Source organism: Pantoea sp. XAF26B01_ASV70, assembly GCF_054512635.1.
Genome location: NZ_CM137251.1, coordinates 2,910,697 through 2,931,698, shown reverse-complemented (window position 1 = coordinate 2,931,698; position 21,002 = coordinate 2,910,697). Strand labels below are relative to the sequence as shown.

22 protein-coding genes are annotated in these 21,002 nt (G+C 56.5%); 14 read left to right on the top strand and 8 right to left on the bottom strand.

The features are described from left to right. The first annotated feature begins 25 nt into the window (after positions 1–25). On the top strand, positions 26–1,243 hold the full coding sequence (hutI, locus tag ACX8ZY_RS13815; protein WP_256849422.1) for an imidazolonepropionase: 1,218 nt from the start codon (positions 26–28) through the stop codon (positions 1,241–1,243). Then, entirely contained in the window at positions 1,240–2,031 is a 792-nt protein-coding gene (gene hutG, locus ACX8ZY_RS13810) for an N-formylglutamate deformylase (RefSeq protein WP_182504517.1), read from the top strand. The genes hutI and hutG overlap by 4 nt, the downstream gene beginning before the upstream one ends. Here hutG and ACX8ZY_RS13805 read toward each other — a convergent pair. Next, positions 2,018–2,176, bottom strand: coding sequence for a hypothetical protein (locus ACX8ZY_RS13805; RefSeq protein ID WP_459260130.1), 159 nt, complete (start codon positions 2,174–2,176; stop codon positions 2,018–2,020). The genes hutG and ACX8ZY_RS13805 overlap by 14 nt on opposite strands. Before the next feature lie 169 nt (positions 2,177–2,345). Here ACX8ZY_RS13805 and ACX8ZY_RS13800 point away from each other — a divergent pair, with 169 nt between their 5' ends. From ACX8ZY_RS13800 to ACX8ZY_RS13780, 5 genes are read left to right on the top strand one after another with little or no spacing between them, the layout of a single operon-like run. Then, positions 2,346–3,194 carry a transporter substrate-binding domain-containing protein gene (locus ACX8ZY_RS13800; protein WP_307515310.1) on the top strand — a complete coding sequence of 283 codons (849 nt, stop codon included), beginning with the start codon at positions 2,346–2,348 and terminating at the stop codon, positions 3,192–3,194. A gap of 12 nt (positions 3,195–3,206) precedes the next feature. Further along, the gene (locus tag ACX8ZY_RS13795) at positions 3,207–3,926 is read left to right on the top strand and encodes an ABC transporter permease (RefSeq protein ID WP_010254310.1); all 720 of its coding nucleotides are present in this window, start codon (positions 3,207–3,209) and stop codon (positions 3,924–3,926) included. 8 nt (positions 3,927–3,934) lie between these two features. Continuing rightward, the gene (locus tag ACX8ZY_RS13790; RefSeq protein ID WP_010254311.1) at positions 3,935–4,666 is read left to right on the top strand and encodes an ABC transporter permease; all 732 of its coding nucleotides are present in this window, start codon (positions 3,935–3,937) and stop codon (positions 4,664–4,666) included. 2 nt (positions 4,667–4,668) lie between these two features. Continuing rightward, complete coding sequence (locus tag ACX8ZY_RS13785; RefSeq protein WP_022625980.1) at positions 4,669–5,463, top strand: ABC transporter ATP-binding protein; 795 nt, start codon at positions 4,669–4,671, stop codon at positions 5,461–5,463. After that, positions 5,460–6,977, top strand: a complete 1,518-nt coding sequence (locus tag ACX8ZY_RS13780; RefSeq protein ID WP_158131891.1) for an HAL/PAL/TAL family ammonia-lyase — start codon at positions 5,460–5,462, stop codon at positions 6,975–6,977. Before ACX8ZY_RS13785 ends, ACX8ZY_RS13780 begins: the two co-directional genes overlap by 4 nt. Positions 6,978–6,980: 3 nt before the next feature. Here ACX8ZY_RS13780 and ACX8ZY_RS13775 read toward each other — a convergent pair whose 3' ends face one another. Further along, complete coding sequence (locus ACX8ZY_RS13775) at positions 6,981–7,613, bottom strand: flavin reductase family protein (protein WP_022625978.1); 633 nt, start codon at positions 7,611–7,613, stop codon at positions 6,981–6,983. Positions 7,614–7,754: 141 nt separating this feature from the next. Here ACX8ZY_RS13775 and rlmF point away from each other — a divergent pair, with 141 nt between their 5' ends. Further along, entirely contained in the window at positions 7,755–8,687 is a 933-nt protein-coding gene (gene rlmF / locus ACX8ZY_RS13770) for a 23S rRNA (adenine(1618)-N(6))-methyltransferase RlmF (protein ID WP_010254323.1), read from the top strand. A 78-nt stretch (positions 8,688–8,765) separates the two neighbouring features. Here the strand turns inward: rlmF and glnQ are convergent, their stop codons facing one another. From glnQ to rhtA, 5 genes are all read right to left on the bottom strand, one after another. Continuing rightward, positions 8,766–9,488, bottom strand: a complete 723-nt coding sequence (glnQ, locus tag ACX8ZY_RS13765; RefSeq protein WP_010254327.1) for a glutamine ABC transporter ATP-binding protein GlnQ — start codon at positions 9,486–9,488, stop codon at positions 8,766–8,768. Next, entirely contained in the window at positions 9,485–10,144 is a 660-nt protein-coding gene (gene glnP, locus ACX8ZY_RS13760) for a glutamine ABC transporter permease GlnP (RefSeq protein ID WP_022625976.1), read from the bottom strand. Before glnP ends, glnQ begins: the two co-directional genes overlap by 4 nt. A gap of 78 nt (positions 10,145–10,222) precedes the next feature. After that, on the bottom strand, positions 10,223–10,969 hold the full coding sequence (glnH, locus tag ACX8ZY_RS13755) for a glutamine ABC transporter substrate-binding protein GlnH (RefSeq protein WP_010254333.1): 747 nt from the start codon (positions 10,967–10,969) through the stop codon (positions 10,223–10,225). A gap of 319 nt (positions 10,970–11,288) precedes the next feature. Further along, entirely contained in the window at positions 11,289–11,792 is a 504-nt protein-coding gene (gene dps, locus ACX8ZY_RS13750; protein ID WP_010254336.1) for a DNA starvation/stationary phase protection protein Dps, read from the bottom strand. A 326-nt stretch (positions 11,793–12,118) separates the two neighbouring features. Beyond that, positions 12,119–13,033 carry a threonine/homoserine exporter RhtA gene (gene rhtA / locus ACX8ZY_RS13745; protein ID WP_010254339.1) on the bottom strand — a complete coding sequence of 305 codons (915 nt, stop codon included), beginning with the start codon at positions 13,031–13,033 and terminating at the stop codon, positions 12,119–12,121. Between the two features lie 368 nt (positions 13,034–13,401). On the opposite strand from rhtA, the gene ompX reads away from it, so the two are divergent. Further along, positions 13,402–13,914, top strand: coding sequence for an outer membrane protein OmpX (gene ompX, locus ACX8ZY_RS13740; protein ID WP_010254344.1), 513 nt, complete (start codon positions 13,402–13,404; stop codon positions 13,912–13,914). Between the two features lie 240 nt (positions 13,915–14,154). Here the strand turns inward: ompX and ACX8ZY_RS13735 are convergent, their stop codons facing one another. Continuing rightward, positions 14,155–14,346: a hypothetical protein gene (locus ACX8ZY_RS13735; protein WP_122458979.1), complete on the bottom strand. Its 192-nt coding sequence runs from the start codon at positions 14,344–14,346 to the stop codon at positions 14,155–14,157. Positions 14,347–14,599: 253 nt separating this feature from the next. On the opposite strand from ACX8ZY_RS13735, the gene mntR reads away from it, so the two are divergent. The 5 genes from mntR (at position 14,600) to ACX8ZY_RS13710 (ending at position 20,580) form a co-directional block, all read left to right on the top strand. Continuing rightward, positions 14,600–15,058 (top strand): manganese-binding transcriptional regulator MntR, encoded by a 459-nt coding sequence (gene mntR, locus ACX8ZY_RS13730; RefSeq protein WP_010254350.1) that lies wholly within the window; start codon positions 14,600–14,602, stop codon positions 15,056–15,058. 20 nt (positions 15,059–15,078) lie between these two features. Next, positions 15,079–16,188 carry an SLC13 family permease gene (locus tag ACX8ZY_RS13725; RefSeq protein ID WP_421665042.1) on the top strand — a complete coding sequence of 370 codons (1,110 nt, stop codon included), beginning with the start codon at positions 15,079–15,081 and terminating at the stop codon, positions 16,186–16,188. Between the two features lie 150 nt (positions 16,189–16,338). Further along, positions 16,339–17,484: an HlyD family secretion protein gene (locus ACX8ZY_RS13720; protein ID WP_421665041.1), complete on the top strand. Its 1,146-nt coding sequence runs from the start codon at positions 16,339–16,341 to the stop codon at positions 17,482–17,484. Further along, positions 17,481–19,049: a DHA2 family efflux MFS transporter permease subunit gene (locus tag ACX8ZY_RS13715; protein WP_010254360.1), complete on the top strand. Its 1,569-nt coding sequence runs from the start codon at positions 17,481–17,483 to the stop codon at positions 19,047–19,049. Before ACX8ZY_RS13720 ends, ACX8ZY_RS13715 begins: the two co-directional genes overlap by 4 nt. 1 nt (position 19,050) lies before the next feature. Continuing rightward, a complete protein-coding gene (locus ACX8ZY_RS13710) occupies positions 19,051–20,580 on the top strand; it encodes an efflux transporter outer membrane subunit (protein ID WP_010669731.1) in 1,530 nt (509 codons plus the stop codon). Positions 20,581–21,002 lie beyond the last annotated feature (422 nt).

Below are 21,002 nucleotides of genomic sequence, written 5' to 3'. Positions count from 1 at the left end.
TAAACGGCGGAGGCATGAGGCAGCGATGGCAGAAGAGATGCGCGTAGAGACGGTGTGGACCGGGGCTGACCTGGTCACCATGCGTGACGGAAAGTACCATCTTATCCCGCAGGGGGCGCTGGTGGTGCGGGCGGGCAGGCTGGTGTGGGTCGGGCCGCAGGCGGAGATGCCCGCGTTCATCGCCGATCAGCATCATCATCTGCCGGGCGGCATCGTGACCCCGGGGCTGGTGGATTGTCATACCCATCTGGTGTTTGGCGGCGACCGCAGCCAGGAGTTTGAACAGCGCCTGAATGGCGTCAGCTATGCAGAGATTGCCGCGCAGGGCGGTGGCATTCTCTCAACCGTGCGCGCTACCCGCGCCGCCACTGAAGAGGAACTGGTGGCATCGGCTCGCTGGCGGCTTAACCGCCTGCTGGCCGAGGGCGTCACCACCGTGGAAATCAAGTCCGGCTATGGCCTGGATGAAGAGAGCGAACTGCGGATGCTGCGGGCGATTCGCCAGCTGGGAGAGAGCGTAGCCGCTGACGTGCGCGCCACCTGTCTGGCGGCACATGCTTTTCCGCCGGAGTTTAAGCACGACCCGGATGGCTGGGTCGATATCATCTGCGAACGGCTGCTGCCGCAGGTGCAGGCACTGGGACTTGCGGATGCGGTGGATGCGTTCTGCGAGCATCTCGCCTTTTCACCGCAGCAGGTGGCGCGGGTGTTTGACCGTGCAGTGGCGCTTGGCATGCCGGTGAAACTGCATGCGGAGCAGCTCTCGGCGTCAGGTGGCGCAGCACTGGCGGCGCGCTATGGGGCGCTCTCTGCCGACCACCTTGAATATGCCACCGAGGAGGATGCCAGAGCGATGGCACAACATGGCACCGTGGCGGTGCTGCTGCCTGGTGCATTTTATCTGCTGCGGGAGACGCAGCGTCCGCCGGTGGATCTCTTCCGGCGCTATGGCGTGCCGATGGCGCTGGCCAGCGATGCCAATCCCGGCACCTCGCCTGCGCTGTCGCTGCGTCTGATGCTTAATATGGGCTGTACCCTGTTTGGCATGACGCCGGAAGAGGCGCTGGCGGGCGTCACGCTGTGGGGGGCAAAAGCGCTGGGGCTGGCTGACAGTCACGGCTCGCTGGAGGCGGGAAAAGTGGCGAACTTCGTTCACTGGCCGCTGGCCCGTCCGGCAGAACTGGTTTACTGGCTGGGTGGTGAACTGCCCTGTACCGTTATCTATCGTGGAGAACCGCAATGAACCCTTTCCATTTTACCCAGGGCAGTCTGCCGCTGCTGGTCAGCATTCCCCACGCCGGTACCGAGCTGACGCCCGACGTGGAAGCCGGACTGAGTGAGGCCGCGCGCGGCTTACCCGACACCGACTGGCATATTCCCATGCTGTATGATTTTGTGCGTGATCTCGGGGCCAGCGTGTTAATCGGCCGCTACTCCCGCTTTGTGGTCGATCTCAATCGCCCGCCCGATAACCAGCCGCTCTACACCAGCGCCACCACCGGCCTGTTCCCGGAAACCCTGTTCAACGGTACACCGACCTTTGCACCAGGCAAAACACCCGACGACACGGCGCGTCAGGGCTACATCGATCAGATCTGGCAGCCCTATCATCAGCAGATTCAACAGGAGCTGGCGCGGCTCAAAGCGCAGCATGGCTATGCGCTGCTGTTTGACGCCCACTCTATCGCCAGTGAAATTCCCCGCCTGTTTGACGGACGTCTGCCCGATATCAACATAGGCACCAACGACGGCGCAAGCTGCACGCCTGCAATGAGTGCGGCGCTGGAGGCCGTGTGCGCGGCGCAGAACGACTACAGCTGGGTGATTAACGGGCGCTTTAAAGGCGGTTACATCACCCGTGCCTACGGTCAGCCGCAGCAGCAGATTGAGGCGGTCCAGCTGGAGCTGGCGCAGCTCAACTACATGGATGAAACCCCACCTTACGCCTGGCAGCAGGCGCGTGCCGCCCGGTTGCAGAACGTGCTGAAGGCACTGATCCACGCCATGCTGGCGCAGACTAAATCGCAATAAAATCCACCAGAGCGATGCGCCACTCCGGTGCATCGCTGCCCTGATTAAGTGCAGCGGCGGGCAGGTCGCCTGCCCGCTCCCAGACTCCCGCCGCTTTTTCCACCTCTGCAGAGCTGGCATAACCTTTGCTTGGTTGTATGTACAAGTGCAGCAGCACCGCCATCTGAGCAATAAATTCTGTCTGGCTCACAAAACGATAAAGCCGGCAATGAACTGCGCTGCATTAACTTGTATATACATGACATATCATCCTGTGAAATTTATGTTAAATCTCGTCAGGGCGATCACCAGGCCGCTACTTTCAGGAGAACCGTATGACGCACCCTCTGACTCTTCGTCGTTTATGTTTCACTACGCTGGTTTCCAGCCTGCTGCTCTGTGGCGTCAGCGCCCAGGCCAAAGAGTGGAAGTCTATTACCATTGCCACCGAAGGCAGTTATGAACCCTGGAACCTCACCCTGCCAGGCGGCAAGCTGGGCGGTTTTGAACCGGAGCTGATGGCCGATCTCTGCCAGCGTATGGCAATACAGTGCAAGCTGGTGGTGCAGAACTGGGATGGAATGATCGCCGGTCTGAATGCCGGAAAATATGACGTGATCATGGATGCAATTGTGATCACCCCCGAGCGCAAGAAAGTGATCAATTTCACCGTGCCCTATGCCTCTACGCCCGCCACCTTCATCACGGTGAAAGGGTCGTTGCTGCCTGCCGACAGTAAGATCATCAAACTCACCGACGATGAGAAAACCGTGGAGCCTGCCATCGCACCCCTGAAAGCGGCGCTGAAGGGCAAAACCATTGGTATCGCCTCCGGCACCGTCTACACGCCGTTTATCGACAAGTACTTCAAAGAGGTGGCGGATGTCCGGGAATACACCAGCTCAGCTGATGCGATCCTCGATTTGCAGGCGGGACGTATTGACGCGGTGTTTGACGATGTGACCTTTGCGCAGTCGATGCTGGCGCGACCGGATAACCGTAACCTCAGCTTTAGCGGTCCGCAACTGGGCGGCCCAATCTGGGGTGAGGGCGAGGCGATGGGCGTGCGCATGGCAGACAACGATCTGAAAGCCCGGCTGGATCAGGCGATCAAAGCCGCGCTGGCCGATGGCACAGTGAAAAAGCTGAGCGAGAAGTGGTTCAAAACTGACGTCACACCCTGAGTGAGGTAACTGATGATAAGCCTGCTGAGTTTTGGCCCGGAGGGCTGGGGACGGTTGATTCTGAGTGCCACGCTGACGACGTTGCTCCTGTCATTTGCCGCGCTGCTGGTCGGTGCGGTAGTGGGATCGGGCGTTGCCGCTGCAAAGTTATCCCCGCACCGCGCGGTGCGCTGGGCAGGGGAAGGCTACTCGGTGATCTTTCGTGGCATTCCTGAGCTGCTGGTGATCTACCTGTTCTACTTCGGCGGATCGGGATTGATCACGCAGATCGGACAACTTTTTGGCGCGGACGGGTTTATCGAAGCGCCGCCGTTTCTGATCGGGGCGCTGGCCATCGGGCTTATCTCCGGCTCTTACCAGGCGGAAGTCTATCGTGCCGCACGGCTGGCCCTGGCGAAAGGGGAGATCGAAGCCGCTGTCGCTATTGGTATGCCGCGCTGGCGCATCCGGCAACGCATCCTGCTGCCGCAGGTGGCGCGCTATGCGCTGCCCGGACTGTCAAACGTCTGGCAGATGAGCCTGAAAGACTCGGCGCTGGTGTCAGTGACCGGCATTGTCGAGCTGATGCGGGCCAGCCAGATTGCGGCCGGTTCCACCCGTGATTACTTCTCCTTTTATCTGGTGGGCGGTGCCTGTTATCTGCTGCTGACGCTGCTGTCGAACCGCGCCTTTCTGCGGGCTGAATCCCGTCTTGGTCGCGCCTGGCAAAGCCGCACCGCTGCACAGCATTAAGGAGACTTATGATCGATTTCGCGTTCCTCACTGACACCTTCCTGAAACTCAGCGCCGCGTTGCCGGTTACGCTGGGCCTGTTTATCAGCGCCTTTCTGTGCGGTGGCGTGCTGGCGGTGGGTATTCTGGCGCTGCGCATGAGCCGCTGGCGTCTGCTGAGTGCTTTTGCCCGTGGCTACATTCTGGTGTTTCGCGGCTCGCCGCTGATGATCCAGCTGTTCCTGATCTACTACGGCCTCGGGCAGTTTGGTGTGATCCGGCACAGTCTCTTCTGGCCGTTTCTGCGTGAGCCCTTTACCTGTGCGGTGCTGGCGCTGTCGCTCTGCACCGCCGCCTACACCGCGGAGATCCTGCGCGGCGCGCTGCTGGCTGTGCCGCCCGGTCAGGTGGAGGCGGGGATGGCGTGCGGCATGTCACGCGGGCTGCTGCTGCGGCGCATTATCGCGCCGGTGATGCTGCGTTATGCGCTGCCCGCTTACTCCACCGAGGCGATTCTGCTGGTGAAGTCGACCGCGCTGGCCAGTCTGGTCACGGTCTGGGATGTCACCGGGGTGGCGCAGCAGATTATCCAGCGTACTTACCGCACCATGGAGGTGTTTCTCTGTGCGGCGGCAATCTACCTGATCCTCAACTTCATCATTGTGCAACTCTATGCCCTGCTGGAGCGGCGTCTGACGCCGGTTCATAAACCGGAAAAAAAGCCGTTACCGGCCGCTAAGCCGATTCCTGGAGGAAAATAAACATGTCTGAACTGCCACCCGTCACGCTGTCGGCCAGCGATATCCATAAATCCTTTGGCGCCATGGAGGTGCTGAAAGGCATCTCGCTGCAGGCGCACCAGGGCGATGTTATCTCAATACTCGGTGCCAGCGGCTCGGGCAAAAGTACGCTGCTGCGCTGCATTAATCTGCTTGAGACGCCTGACGCGGGCGTGGTCAGCGTGGGCGGTGAAACCATTGAGATGAAGCGCCATGCCCGGGGACACCAGCTGGCGGCTAATCCGCGTCAGATTGAGCGGCTGCGCTCCCGGCTCGGCATGGTGTTTCAGAGCTTTAACCTCTGGTCGCACCTGACGGTGCTGCAAAATGTCATTGAAGGGCCGCACTACGTCCTCAAGCGCGATAAAAAAGCCTGTATTGCCCAGGCGGAACAGCTGCTTGATCGGGTCGGTCTGCTGAATCGCAAAGATTTCTATCCCGCCCAGCTTTCAGGCGGTCAGCAGCAGCGGGTGGCGATCGCCCGTGCGCTGGCAATGGACCCGGAGGTGATGCTGTTTGATGAGCCAACTTCGGCACTCGATCCGGAACTGGTAGGCGAGGTGCTGAAGGTCATGCGCAGCCTGGCGGAAGAGGGCCGCACCATGCTGGTGGTGACCCATGAGATGGGTTTTGCCCGCAACGTCTCTAACCGGGTGGTGTTTATGCATCAGGGCACTATTGATTGTCAGGGCACGCCAGAGGCGATGTTCGGCGAGGCGGGATCGGCGCGCTTTAAGCAGTTTATCTCCAGTCATCATCAGGTGGAGCCGGTGGTATGAGCGACGTAATACTTCAGACGCTGGTCTGGGGCGATGGCCCGCTGAAATGGCAGGCGCTGGTGCAGGTCGCCCGGCACGGCGCCAACCTGACGCTGAGCGACAGTGCCTGGCAGCGCATTGCGCAGAGCCGTGAAATCGTCGGTAATATCGTGGCGGCGGGGCAGGTGGCTTACGGCATCAATACCGGGCTGGGGGCGTTGTGCAACATCACCCTGTCTGAAGATGAGCTGAGCCAGCTATCGCGCAATACACTGCTGAGCCATGCCTGTGGCGTCGGGCCGGTGCTGGCAAAATCCGAGGTCCGCGCCATTCTGTGCGCTGCGATTGCGAACTACAGCCACGGCAAATCAGGTGTTTCAGTGGCGCTGGTGCAGCATCTCCTGGCGCTGCTAAACCTGCAGATTACGCCACAGGTACCGTCGCAGGGATCGGTGGGATATCTGACCCACATGGCGCATATCGGCCTGGCGCTGATTGGCATCGGCGAGGTGGAGTGGCAGGGCGAAATCGTGCCGGCGCAGCAGGCGCTGGCACAGGCGGGATTAGCCCCTTACCGGCCTGGCGCCAAAGAGGGGCTGAGCCTGGTCAACGGCACGCCCTGCATGACCGGCTTAGCCTGTCTGGCGCTGGACGATGCCGAACGGTTGCTGGACTGGGCAGACGTCACCGGTGCGATGAGCTTTGAAGCGCTGCGCGGTCAGCTGGTGGCGTTTGACCCTGAGGTGCTGGCGCTGAAGGCCAGCCCGGGGATTCAGCGCAGCGGCGAACGACTGCGCCAGTTGCTGAGTGACAGCCCGCTGCTGAAAGCCAGCGTTGGCATCCGGACTCAGGATGCACTCAGTCTGCGCTCGATGCCGCAGGTGCACGGCGCCTGCCGCGATCAGTTTAGTCATGCTGTCCGTCAGGTGGAGACCGAACTCAACGCCTGTACCGACAATCCGCTGGTGCTGGGGACGCCGCAGGCCTGGCGCGTGGTGTCACAGTCCAATCCGCATGGCGAGTCGGTGGCAATGGCCTGCGACCTGCTGGCGATTGCGATGGCGGAGCTGGGCAGCATCGCCGAGCGACGGCTTGATCGGCTGGTGAATCCGCTGGTCAGCGGCCTGCCGCCATTTCTGGTCGCCGAGCCGGGCGTCAATTCCGGCATGATGATTGCGCAGTACGTGGCGGCATCACTCTGCGCGGAGAACCGTCAGCTGGCGCAGCCTGCGGTGCTTGATAACTATGTCACTTCAGGATTACAGGAGGATCATCTGAGCCTCGGCACCGGCTCGGCGCTGAAGCTGCTGAAACTGGTCAGCAATGTTGATCACATTATCGCGATTGAGTATCTGCTGGCGGCGCAGGCGCTGGAGTTTCACGGTGAGTCACAGCTGGCAGCAGGCACGCGGCGCGCCTGGCAGCATTTGCGGCAGGTTGTTGATCGCTGGCAGCAGGATCGCTGGCTGGCACCCGACATCGCCCGCGCGGTGGCTCAGATTAAAGCGCACCGGGCCAATGCGCTTGTGGGGTAAGGATTATCTGCGGCGCGCGTCCGGACGGACTAAATCAAAACGTTGCGCTTCGCTGATGCCGTAATAGGCGCTGGGGCCGCCCGCGCGCAGAATCGGCTCGGCTTTAGCGGTCTGATAAATGCCCTCTTCCAGCAGCGATTCATCGATGTGAATCGCCACCGCTTCCCCCAGCACCAGCCAGCTGTCGATCAGATTGCCGCTGGCATCCTGCAGCTGAATCAGTTGCGTCAGGCGGCACTCGAAGTTGACCGGGCTCTCTGCCACCAGACTGGCGCTGACCTGTGAAGCCGCCAGCGGCGTTAAACCGGCAAAGGCGAACTCATCCTGATCGGCAGGCAGCGAGGCGGAACTTTCGTTCATCGCTTCCGCCAGCGGACGGGTCGCCAGGTTCCAGACAAACTCTTTGGTCTCAGCAATATTTCTCACGCTATCTTTCCAGCCGCTGCTGGCGAAACCGATAATCGGCGGATGATAGTTGAAGCAGTTAAAGAAGCTGTAAGGTGCCAGATTGTGCTGGCCGCTGCTGCTCACTGAGCTAATCCAGCCGATCGGGCGCGGCCCGATAATGGCGTTCAGCGGATCGTGCGGCAGACCGTGACCAGCACGGGGTTGATAGGAATAGCGTTTCCGGGTCATAACTTCTCCAGCAGGGAATTTTATTTATCTTAGCCCGACAGCATCGCCCGACGGAATCGGAAAGAGGTAAGCGGATGGTGCGGGTTTATTTTCCGCCGCCTACAGCGTATTGTACGCGCGCCTGAATAATTGAGAGAACGTATGAAAAAGTCAGCCAGCACGTCGCCCTTCCACGCCCGCAATCGCCATCAGGGCGAATACGATTTTGCCGCGTTAACCGCTGCCCATCCGCCGCTGAAAGCCAAAGTCCGGCCCAATGGGTATGGCGTGCAGTCCGTGGATTTCGCGGACCCGGAGGCGGTGATGCTGCTGAACCAGGCGCTGATCAAACTATTTTACGACATCGACTGGCAGCTGGCTCCCGGCTCACTCTGCCCGCCCGTGCCGGGACGCGCCGATTATCTGCACTACCTTGCCGATCTGCTGGCGCTGGATAACAACGGCGTGATCCCAACGGCGGACGTTCTGGATGTCGGCTGCGGTGCAAACTGCATCTATCCGCTGATTGGCGCGGCAGAATATGGCTGGCGCTTTACCGGCACCGAGGTCGATGAAGCCGCCATCAAAGCTGCTAACCGTATTGTTGCGGCCAATCCGCGCCTGACGCGCCAGATCCGTCTGCGTCGTCAGAAAAACAGCGATGCAGTGCTGGCTGGTGTGGTCAGTAAAACTGAATTTTTCAGTGCAGTGATGTGTAACCCGCCATTCCACGCCTCGGCGGAAGAAGCGGTATCGGGATCGCAGCGTAAGGTCCGCAATCTCGGACTGGATAAGAGTGCGCCGCTCAACTTTGGCGGCCAGCACAATGAGCTGTGGTATCCCGGTGGCGAAAAGGGCTTTATCGGCAAGATGATCGCCGAGAGCGTGGCGTTTAGTCGTCAGATCGGCTGGTTTACCTCGCTGGTGTCGCGCAAAGAGAACTTACCGGCGCTGGAAAAACAGCTGCAGGCGCTCGACGTGGCGGAGATGCGCGTGGTTAATATGGCGCAGGGTCAGAAGCAGAGTCGCTTCCTGGCGTGGAGTTTTATGCCTGCCGCTCAGCGCACTAAACTGCTGAGTCGCCTGGGGAACTGAGGTGTCGCTTTACATGGTAACAGGTGTATCTGTGGGCGAAGAGTAAAATAGAACGGGCCGCTTAGCGGCCCATTTTGATCAGGAGACGTGCTGCAGGAATTCGCGCAGACGCTCGCTCGGTGGGTTGCTGATCAGGCTGTCGGGATCGCCATCTTCCGCAATCCGGCCTTTATCGATAAAGATCAGCCGTGAGGCCACCTTCTGTGCGAAGCCTACTTCGTGCGTCACAATCACCATCGTCATGCCTTCTTCCGCCAGATCCTGCATCACCTTCAGCACTTCGTGACGCAGTTCCGGGTCGAGCGCTGAGGTTGGCTCATCAAACAGCATCATTTTCGGCTTAACTGCCAGTGCACGGGCAATCGCCACGCGCTGCTGCTGGCCGCCGGAAAGCTCAGACGGGAAGTGATGCGCGCGTTCGGCGAGGCCCACTTTGCCCAGCAGCTCACGCGCCAGCTGGCGTGCCGCCTCTTTGCTGGCACCGCGCACACGGATAGGACCAAAGGCGACGTTATCCAGCGCACTCATCTGTGGGAACAGATGAAACTGCTGAAACACCATGCCCGCTTCCTGACGAATCAGGCGGTCATCAACTTTCGGGTCATTGACGCGCAGACCATCGACAATCAGTTCGCCACTGGTGATCTCTTCCAGCTTGTTAATGCAGCGCAACAGGGTTGATTTACCGGAACCGGATGGGCCGATAATCACCACCACTTCGCCCTGGTTAATCTTCAGGTCGATATTGTGCAGCACCTGGGTCTGGCCAAAATGCTTGGAGACATCTTTAAATTCAATCACAGGATTTTCACCCTTTTCTCAATGCGGCGCAGCACAAAGCTCAACACCAGCGTAATAACCAGATAGATAATCGCGACGGCGCTCCAGATTTCCAGCGCGCGGAAGTTACCGGCAATAATCTCCTGACCCTGACGGGTCAGTTCAGCCACACCAATAACGATAAACAGCGAAGTATCTTTGATGCTGACAATCCACTGGTTGCCCAGCGGCGGCAGCATGCGGCGCAGCGCCAGCGGCATAATCACGTAGCGCAGCGTCTCGCGGCTCGACAGGCCAAGCGCCAGTCCGGCTTCGCGGAAGCCCTTGTTGATCGACAGCACGGCACCACGGGTAATCTCGGCAATGTAAGCGCCGGAGTTAATCATGATGGTCACCACCGCCGCGCTGAAGGGATCAATGCGCAGGTCGGGGAACGCCATCGGCAAAGCAAAATAGATAAACATCACCTGCACCACGATAGGGGTGCCGCGAATGATTTCGATAAACACCAGTGCGATGTTATTGGTGATCCAGCCACCGTAAGCGCGGGCAAAGCCCGCTACCAGGCCGATGAAGAGGCCGCCAACCAGTCCAATAATTGAGATAATTAAGGTCAGTTTAGCGCCTTCAAGCAGCGCTGGCATGGCGGGCCAGATGACGCTCCAGTCAAACTCCATGGTGTCACTCCAGATATGTTGCGATGGAAAAAAGCAGGGAAAAAGTTTCCCTGCTGAAATCAGATAACGGGCAAATTATTATTTAGGTTCGGTGCCGAACCATTTTTTATAGAGCGTGTTGTAGGTGCCGTTCTCTTTCAGGGTTTTGAGTGCGCCGTTTACTTTTTCACGTAAATCGTCGCTGCCTTTCGGGAAGGCGATACCATACTGCTGCGCTTCAATTGAATCGCCTACCGCTTTAAAGCGGCCTTTACCGGCGGTATGGATGAAGTAAAGGATGTTTGGCGTGTCATGCAGCACGGCGTCCGCACGGTTAGTGCCCAGCTCCATATAGGCGCTGTCGATATTCGGGAACTGACGCAGATCTTTGGATTTGATGTTGGCTTTCGCGTATTCCACGGAGCCGGTGCCGCTTTTCACTGCGACCACTTTACCGTTCAGATCGCTGATGCCTTTGATGTCGTTTTCATTGTTACGCACCATCACCTGCAGACCGCTTTTGTAATAGCCGTCAGAGAACTCAATCGCTTTTTTACGTTCTTCGGTAATGGTGATACCCGCCAGTGCCAGATCGACATTGCGCGTTTGCAGTGCAGGGATAATGCCGCTGAAGTCCATTGGCTTCAGGGTGTAATCGAGCTTCAGCTCTTTCGCAATGGCATCCCACAGATCCACATCGAAGCCGACATATTTATCACCCTGTTTAAATTCAAACGGAACAAAGGCGGTATCCGTGGCGACGACCAGCTTTTTGTCTGCTGCAGTGGAAGAGAGGGAGAAGGCCAGCGCCAGCGCGGCCACAGAAACTTTTAACAGTGACTTCATCATTTTTCCTTTTTTTACTACCAGGCGGCAGGGCCTGCGTTTGCGGCTTGTCATATGAAAGAATTATGCCAACTTTGCAAAATCCGCGAAATCAGAGAGTTAAATAACATAGCTGACACGATTTTGCAGTTAATTCTGCCATTGCACTATTTTGGTGCTCAGTTTTGGTGCAGGTGGCTGTTTTGGTGCAAGCGGTAGTGTGCCTCAGATGTTAAGGCTGTGAAGCGGAGGAGGGAAGAACTGTTAACAGGGTCATAAAAATGCGGTAACACAGACGTAAAAAAGGCGGGTTTCCCCGCCTGACAGATTGCATTGAGTCTTATTCGATGTTCGCTTCGATAAACCACAGGAATTTATCAAGGTCACGTGATGCCGCAGTAAAGATATCAGCGGTATCTTCGTCTTTTACTTCAGTGATCGCTTTACGGGTGTCATTCGCGACAACGCTGTAACGATCTGCCAGCGCTTTCAGATGATCCTGAACGCTGTGAATATTCAGCGGATAGCTCTTCAGCGGAGTCGTATCGTTAACGACCTGCGTGGTGCCCAGCGCCACGCCACCCAGCTGAACCACACGCTCGGCAATAGTATCCTGATGATCGGTAATCGCGGTGCGGAAGCCGTCCAGCATCTCATGCACACCGATAAAATTAGCACCGCGCATGTTCCAGTGCGCCTGCTTAGTGATCAATGACAGGTCAATAAACTCGACTACCAGACGGTTTAACACCGCGATGGTGGCTTTTTTATCGTCTTCGGCCACATCATTGCGGGTATAAATCAGGTCAGAAGATTTAGTTTTAACCAATTTAGCGGTACTCATCGTTTCAGTCCTCTCTTTGATGGTTGTCCTAATCAAGTACCGGATAAGTATAGCAGCGCTTTTCAGCTTTGCAGAAACGACTTTGTCGATGGATGAAATAGCGTGCGTCTTTAGTCAGAGCAGAGCTGGGCTAAGAAGGTTAATGCCATGTTAAAATATAAAATAAAATAAATAGCTATTTAAATCATGTTGTTATTCTATTATGTAAATAACTGGTAAGTGTCTGTTTCAAAATAGGCAACTCAGGAAGGAGCGAAGATTAGGAATAATTCTCATGATGAGCATGATTATTATTTAGCCCCGCCAGCAGGCGGGGCGGATAGCGTTTATTTTTGGATATCGTCTGATAATTCAACGCTGTTTAACTGACTCTTTTTCGGCCGCATGGTCAGCGTTGAACCTGCCGAGGCGATGATGATCGCCAGCAGCGCCAGCCACTGAAGCCCGGTCAGGGTTTCCCCCAGAAACAGCATGCCTGAAAAGGCAGCCATGGCGGGTTCCAGACTCATCAGCGTGCCGAAGATGCGCGCCGGTAAGCGGGTGAGGGCGATCATCTCCAGCGAATAGGGGATGGCGCTGGAGAGCAGGGCAACCAGCAACGCGATCGGCATAACGGCCCATGTCCAGATGCCACTTTCTGCGAACGTCAGCCCCAGCGGTACAAAAATCACTGAGGCAATCAGCGACCCGATAGCCACTGTCGCCGGGCCATGTTCTGCGCCTGCCCGCTGTCCCGCCAGGATATAGATCGCCCAGCAGGCGCCTGCACTCACTGCCAGCGCAGCGCCCAGCGGATCAATCGCAGTCATGCCTGTGCCAAAAGGCAGCAGGAACCATAGACCAATCACGGCCAGCAGCACCCAGACAAAATCCAGTGGCCGTCGCGATCCGAATAGCGCCAGCGCCAGTGGGCCGGTAAATTCCAGTCCCACCGCCACACCCAGCGGCACGGTACGAATCGCCAGATAGAACGTGAAATTCATTGTGCCCAGCGCCAGTCCATACATCAGGAGTGGCAGACGTTGCTCCCGGCTAAAGCGTAAACGCCAGGGTTTGAAGATAATACAGAGTATCAGGGTGCCAAATCCCAGACGCAGCGCGGTGATGCCAGTGGCACCGACGGCAGGAAACAGGCTTTTCGCCAGCGAAGCACCGCCCTGAAGCGACAGCATCGCAATCAGCAGTACGGCAATCGGCATCACTATCGGGGCAAGGTTTTTAGAAGCGGGAGAGGCAGACATCCTGTGTACTTTTCCTGGTCATCAACGTAATGAGTCAGCCAGTGTAAAGGAAATAGCAGGCAAAAAATCACGGAATGGGGTTTTAAATTTCTCTCAAGTGAGCGATTTTTGGCCAGAATCAGGGCCAATTAGGTAAAGAAATGTCAGGTTTTTTTAGGATTTAACTTAAAGAACGAAATGAGCACGAAATGATTATTGCAGAAAGATGACGGATTTTATAAGAAAAATGAATGACATAGGTTGTCGCATTAACTTCCTGTTACACCAAACATTCTGTTAGACAACAAAATCCGGGCAGAGTTTCTCGCTATTTTTTGTTATATTTTCAGCGTTGTCAGGAGAGAAGTATTTTCACATTTGAGGTGGTTATGAAAAAAATTGCATGTCTTTCAGCATTAGCCTGTGTACTGGCAGTATCTGCAGGTTCAGCAATGGCACAGAGCACCGTAACTGGTGGCTATGCTCAGAGCGACTATCAGGGCGTAGCTAACAAAGCTAACGGCTTCAACCTGAAATACCGCTACGAAGACGGTTCTAACCCACTGGGTTGGATCGGTTCATTCACCTACACAGAAAAAGATAACACCGATTCTGGCATTTATAACAAAGGCCAGTACTACGGTGTGACCGGTGGTCCTGCTTTCCGTCTGAACGACTGGGCAAGCATCTACGGTGTTGTGGGTATCGGCTACGGTAAATTCCAGCAGAACGATACTTCATCACGCGATAAAACTGATTCAAGCGACGTAGGTTTCTCTTACGGCGCAGGTCTGCAGTTTAACCCAGTTCAGGACTTCGCAGTTGACGTTGGTTACGAGCAGAGCCGTATCCGTAACGTTGACGTTGGCACCTGGATTGCTGGCGTAGGTTACAGCTTCTAAGTTTAGCTTAGCTGACCTGTAAAAAAGCGGCCCCTTGTGGGCCGTTTTTTATTGTGCTGATTTACTCACCATTCTCTCGTATCTGCACGTTTCCCGACTTTTCCGGATCGCTGTAGCCGATCAGCAGCCATGCTGGTTGAAGCCGCAGGTCATATTGATTCGATGGGGAAACAGGAAAAAAAGAGAGCAGAAAGGGAGAGTGCGCCTCTCAGCCAGCGGCTGAAAGGCATAGAATCAGGATTAGCCGCGCCAGATGAGATTCTCACAGCGACGATCGTCAGACTTATGGCCCAGCAGTTTTTCCAGCAACATCAGACGCAGTGTGAACGGTGAACGCGTCAGCAGGCACAGCCAGGATTTCATCTCCGTGGTTGTTTTCTTCTCAGCCTGGAAGCATTTACTGCAATCTAAGCAACATTTCAGGGTGCTCATAGAATCACCTCCCAATCATTGTCGACGCGGTAGTCAGTAGCCTGCGGTGAGAGGCATCATCATCACCGGAGCAACAGAGGATCAACTGGGATCGCTCTTTTGCTGCTTACATTATCGTCAAATATAGCACTGGCTATATCCTTTAGCCAAGGCTAATGACGAAAAATTTGAGCTTCTTTGCGGCTGGTTTACAATGAGCGCAGCTAAATCCGTACAGCAGTGACAGTACGGGAAAAAATAATGAGGAAGCTGAATGAGTCGTCGTGCTAAAAGCGTGGTTTCTGCGCCAAAAGGACCACTGAAAGATATTGAAGAGCATGTCGAAGGTTTTCGGCAGGTGCGTGAAGCGCATCGTCGGGAATTAATTGATGACTACGTTGAGTTAATCTCTGATTTGATTGGTGAATTTGGCGAAGCGCGTCAGGTTGATATGGCGGCCCGCCTGGGCGTTTCACAACCTACCGTAGCGAAAATGCTGAAGCGGCTTGGCAGTGCCGGGCTGGTTGAACAAGTGCCTTACCGCGGTGTCTTTCTGACTGGTGAAGGAGAGAAACTGGCAGAGGAGAGTCGCGCCCGTCATCACATTGTTGAAAGTTTTCTGCTGGCGTTAGGCATCAGTCCCGAAACTGCCCGACGTGATTCAGAAGGTATTGAGCATCACGTCAGTGATGAAACGCTGGCCGTATTTAAGAAATTCTCCGAAACCCGCTAACGCTAAGGCGTACCTTCATCATGCCTCAACTGCTTCGATCTTTTTTGCATGACTCTGTTTTGCATTTATTAATCGTGATTGGTGTAGTTCTGGCATTTCTGGCGGATTTTCGCTGGGCCGATCTGCCCGGTGCCGTAGACTGGCATACCATTATTACGCTCACCGGGTTGTTGATCCTGACCAAAGGGCTGGAAACCAGTGGCTACTTTGACGTGCTGGGGGGACGACTGATTGCGCGTTTCCGGCACGAACGTGCGCTGGCGCTGTTTATGGTGCTGGCTGCCGCGTTGCTCTCTACGTTTCTGACCAATGATGTGGCGCTGTTTATTCTGGTGCCGCTGACGCTGACGCTGCGAAAGTTCTCTCACTTACCCATCTCGCGACTGATCATCTTCGAAGCGCTGGCGGTCAACGCCGGATCCCTGCTGACGCCGGTCGGCAACCCGCAAAACATTCTGCTGTGGAGCCACGGCAAACTAAGCGTTGTCGCGTTTATTGTGCAGATGCTGCCGCTGGCCGCCTGGCTGCTGGTTAGCCTGATGGTATTAACCTGGTTCAGCTTTTCAAAGCGGTCGATTGATAAGCATGACAACCCTGAACAGCCGCAGTGGCAGAAGCCGCTGTTTATTGTCAGCGTGGTGCTATACCTGCTGTTTATCGCCGGCCTGGAGCTGGAAATCACCGGTTGGGTCCTGCTGCTGATTCTTGCCACGTTCCTGGTGATGGCGCGTCCGGTGCTGCTGCGCATCGACTGGAGCCTGCTGGCGGTGTTTATCGCCATGTTTATTGACGTCTTCCTGATGACGCGTCTGCCGGTGATGCAGGCTCACTTTGATGCGGTTTCTCATTTCAGTCAGGGGCAGCTCTACCTGCTGGCGATTGGTCTGTCACAGGTGATCAGCAACGTTCCGGCGACGATTCTGCTGCTGCAAAAAGTCCCGCCTGGCGATGTGCTGGCCTGGGCGGTCAATATTGGCGGATTCGGTCTGCTGCCGGGTTCGCTCGCTAACCTTATTGCCCTGCGTATGGCGAAAGATCGGGCCGTCTGGTGGCATTTCCATCTCTTTTCTCTCCCTCTGCTTGCCTGGTCGATGGCCAGCGGCTGGCTGCTGTTGCGGCTGCTCAATTAGGCCCGACGCATCCTGCTACCCGCCACAGGTGGCAGGATGTGCGCCATTTCTCAAGTTTCGTAAAGTTGCGCTGGATTTTGTCAGTTTCCGATATAAGGTTAACAGGACCTTTATGCCCGGGAATTAGGGCCTTAGCCAGTGATGGGAACTATGAGCGAGAATAAGCAACGCGATCCACACCAGCAGGACGCAGAAAATGCGACGGATAAAAACCGTCAGTCAGAGGAAAATCAGGACAACGACAAGCAGCCTGAGCGTAAACGCCCCGGTAAAAAGCCGCTGATTATTCTGGCGGTAGTGGTGGTGATTATGCTGATTGTCGGCTTCTGGTTCTGGTTCACTACCCGCAATATTGAAACCACCGACGACGCCTTTACCGAAGGCGATGCCGTTACCATTGCGCCTAAAGCCTCCGGCTATGTCGTGAAGCTGCTGGTGAAAGATAACCAGCGGGTGAAGAAGGGCGATCTGCTGGTGGAGATCGATCCCAGCGACAATCGTGCCCAGCGTGAACAGGCTAATGCGCAGCTCGGTTTAGCTGTCGCACAGCTGCATCAGGCGCAGGCTCAACTGGCGCTGTCAAAGGTACAGTATCCGGCACAGCGCGATCAGGCGCTGGCGGATCAGGCGAAAGCCGAAGCGAATCTGCTTAATGCGCAGGCGGATTATCGTCGCCAGCGCGGCGTCGATCCGCGTGCGACCAGTCAGCGTAATATCGACAGCGCGTCCGCGCAGTTACGTTCGGCGCAGGCGCAGTTACAAAGCGCGAAAGCACAGGTTGAAGTGGCGTCACAGGTTGCTCTGCAGATTCGCCAGCAGGAGACCAATGTTGAAGCGCGTCAGCAACAGGTTGAGCAGGCTAAGGCGCAGTTAAGCACGGCCGATCTTAATCTCTCCTATACCCAGGTTCGCGCGCCCTATGACGGGTTTGTCACCAAGCGTAACGTTCAGCTGGGCACACTGGTGCAGGCGGGATCGTCGCTGTTTTCGCTGGTCTCGCCTGAGATCTGGGTCACCGCTAACTTCAAAGAGTCTCAGCTGCAACACATGAATCCTGGCGACAAAGTTGAAATCAGCGTCGATGCCTGGCCGGATATGAAGCTGGAAGGGCATGTCGATAGTATTCAGATGGGCTCTGGTTCACGCTTCTCGACTTTCCCGTCAGAAAACGCCACCGGTAACTATGTGAAAATCGTTCAGCGCGTGCCGGTGAAAATCGTCATCGACAAGGGCCTTGATCCGAACCATCCTCTGCCGCTGGGTCTCTCTGTTGAACCGAAGGTAACGGTGGAATGAGTACGGCGCAGAGCTGGAAACCCGCCAGTAATCCGTGGTTAGTGGCGATCACGGTCACGCTGGCGGTGTTTATGGAGATCCTCGACACCACCATTGTTAACGTGGCGCTGCCGCATATCGCCGGTTCGCTCTCCTCCAGTTACGATGAGTCAACCTGGGTGCTGACCTCTTATCTGGTGGCGAACGGCATTGTGCTGCCTATCTCTGCGTTCTTCAGCCGACTGTTTGGCCGTAAACAGTTTTTCCTGATCTGCATCGTGATGTTTACCATCTGCTCCTTCCTGTGCGGCATCGCTACCGAACTTTGGCAAATCATTCTGTTCCGCGTGCTGCAGGGCTTTTTTGGTGGCGGATTGCAGCCGGTTCAGCAGTCTGTGCTGCTGGACTACTTCAAGGCGGAAGATCGCGGCAAGGCGTTTGGGCTCTCCTCCATTGCCATTATTGTCGCGCCGGTGATTGGCCCGACATTAGGTGGCTGGATTACCGACAACTACAGCTGGCGCTGGGTGTTCTTTATCAACATTCCGGTCGGCGTGCTTACCGTACTGGCGATCTATCAGCTGCTGGAAGATCCACCGTGGGAGCGTAAATGGGCCAAAGGTAAGCTGAAGATCGACTATATCGGCATCAGCCTGATTACCTTAGGACTGGGTTGTCTGCAAGTGATGCTGGATCGCGGAGAGGATGAGGACTGGTTTGCCTCGCACTTTATCGTGCTGTTCGCCATTCTGGCCTTGATTGGCATCGTCGGCGCCATCTACTGGCTGATGTATGCCCGTAAGCCAGTGGTCGATATTCTGGTGATGAAAGACCGCAACTTCTGGGTCGCCGGGCTGTTGATGGCGGGGATGGCGATGATTCTGTATGGCAGCTCCGTAGTGCTGCCACAGCTGGCGCAGCAGGATCTGGGGTACACCGCCACCTGGTCAGGTCTGGTGTTGTCGCCTGGCGCGGTGCTGATTGTGCTGACCATACCGCTGGTGCTGAAACTGATGCCAATCGTTCAGACGCGCTACATCATTGCCTTTGGCTTTAGCTGTCTGGCCGTGGCGTTTCTCTACTCCGCCACCTTAACGCCCAACGTCGATTTCACCACTTTGGTGTTGATGCGCAGCGCACAGTCAATCGGGCTGGGTTTCCTGTTTGTCCCGCTGACGACTATCGCCTTTGTCACCATTCCGCAGCGGCTTAATGCTGACGCCTCGGCGCTGTTTACCATGTTCCGTAACGTGGCCGGATCGATTGGGATTTCACTCTCGACCGCTGCCATTACCGAGCGCGAACAGGTGCGGTCAGCGCACATGGTGCATAACATGACGCCGCTGAATGAGCCGTTCAACATTACGCTTCAGCACTGGGCGCAGGCGATACGCGACTTTACCTCGGCGGTGGGCGATCCCGTCACGCTGGCAACCGGTCAGCTCTATCAGGAGATGATTGCGCAGTCGCGTATCCTCGCTTACATCGATGTCTTCTCAGGCCTGAGTATTGTCGCCCTGATTTTGATTCCATTTTGTTGGCTGCTGTCGCCGATTAAGAGCGAAGGCAGTGCAGGAGCACACTAACATGAAGGTTTTTTACTCTCATCGCCTGAAACCCCTGAGTTTACTGCTGGCCCTCGGGCTGGCGGGCTGCGCCGTCGGACCTGACTATCAGGCGCCGAAACCTGCCGTGCCGGGTGGCTACAACACCCTGGATTCGCAGGAGGCGTCAAAGCCACAAAATGCCGCGATTAATTCGCGCTGGTGGCGCAGCTTCAATGATCCGCAGCTCGACAGCCTGATTGAGCGGGCGATTGCGGGCAACCTGAGCCTGCAGCAGACGGTGCTGCGCATTGCCGGGGCACGTGAACAGCTGACGCAGGCGCAGGGCAGCCTGTTCCCCACCCTGGGCGGTTCAGCCAAAGTGACGCGTCAGCAGCTCGGGCTGGAAGGCTTGCTGAAATCCAATGGCGCAACCGATCAGCTCGACAGCAACGTGGCCAGCCAGCTCAATGGATTGACCCAGCCGGTTACCCTCTATCAGGGCAGCTTCGATGCCAGCTGGGAGCTGGACCTGTGGGGCAAAGTGCGCCGTCAGGTTGAGGCAGCCAATGCCCAGCAGCAGGCAGCGATAGAACAGCGCAACGATGCGCTGGTCTCACTGGAGGCCGAAGTGGCGCGTGCCTGGCTGCAACTGCGCGGCGCGCAGAGCACGATTCAGACGCTGCAACAGCAGATTGAGGTGGCGCAGCAGACGACCGAGCTGACCCAAAGCCAGCAGCGTAATGGCCTGGCCCCGCTGACCGATGTGGAAAATGCGCGTGCCCAGCTCAGCACGCTGCAGGCGCAGCTGCCGCAGTATCAGTCGCAGGCACGGCAGGCGATGAATGGGTTAGCGGTGCTGCTCGGCAAGACACCGGGGGCGCTGGATGCTGAACTCAGTACGCCTAAAGCGTTACCCCCGCTGCCACAGTTTGTCCCGGTAGGCATTCCTTCTACGCTGGCACGTCGTCGTCCTGATATTCGTCAGGCTGAAGCGACGCTGCATGCACAAACCGCTGAGATTGGGGTTTCTGTCGCGCAGCTTTTCCCGAGCCTGTCCCTAACCGGCCAGCTGGGCGTGCGCAACACCGATGTCAGCTATCTGGATAACTGGAGCAGCCATTTCTACAGTTATGGCCCGTCGTTATCGATTCCGATTTTCCAGGGCGGACAGCTGGTGTCGAGCGTGAAGTTAGCGCGGGCGCAGCAGGCCAGTGCCGCGCTGGATTATCGCCAGACGGTGCTGACGGCGTTGCAGGATGTGGAGAATGCGCTGGTCAGCTATCGCGCCGATCAGCAGCGGGTCACCGCGCTGGATGAGACAACCGGTGCGCTTCAGCGCGCGTTTGATCTCGCCAGCGACAGTTATCGCCAGGGGCTCTCGACCTTCCTGGAGGTGCTGGATGCGCAGCGTCAGCTGGCTCAGGCAGAGGAGCAGGCGACACAGGCGCGGATGCAGAGTGCACTCGATTTAGTGGCGCTCTATAAAGCACTGGGCGGCGGCTGGGAGACTTACCAGAACGTGGATATGCCGCAATATCCGGTATTTGGCCCGGCCACGCAGGCGAATTAGTCATCCGGCGGTAGCTGCCTCTGCGCAGTTACCGCTTTATCTCTCCTCCGGCAGCGTTAAACCGATGCTGCCTGTCTCTCCATGTTGTTCATCATGATCTAACCCGTTGATAAAGAGAGCTTCTCAGCATCACTGGAACGGGTGCAGCCAGCAGAAAATAAAACAGTGATAATCGCAGGGTTATTATCAGCGCCTCCGGCGAGCGATTATTTTCATGTTGCTGGCACTTTCCGCATTCAGGTTTTTGAGCTCTGTCACCTTTCTCAGTTTATTTCTTTGACGTTTTTTTAAGGCAACTTACGACTGAACGAGTGGGGGCGCGTGAGGCTATTCAATCAGCCTGAGCCGGGCGGAACTGTTATTGCGCAGCTAAGCGATCTGCGAATAATCCGACTCTGCTATAAATCGCAGCGGCAAAAATG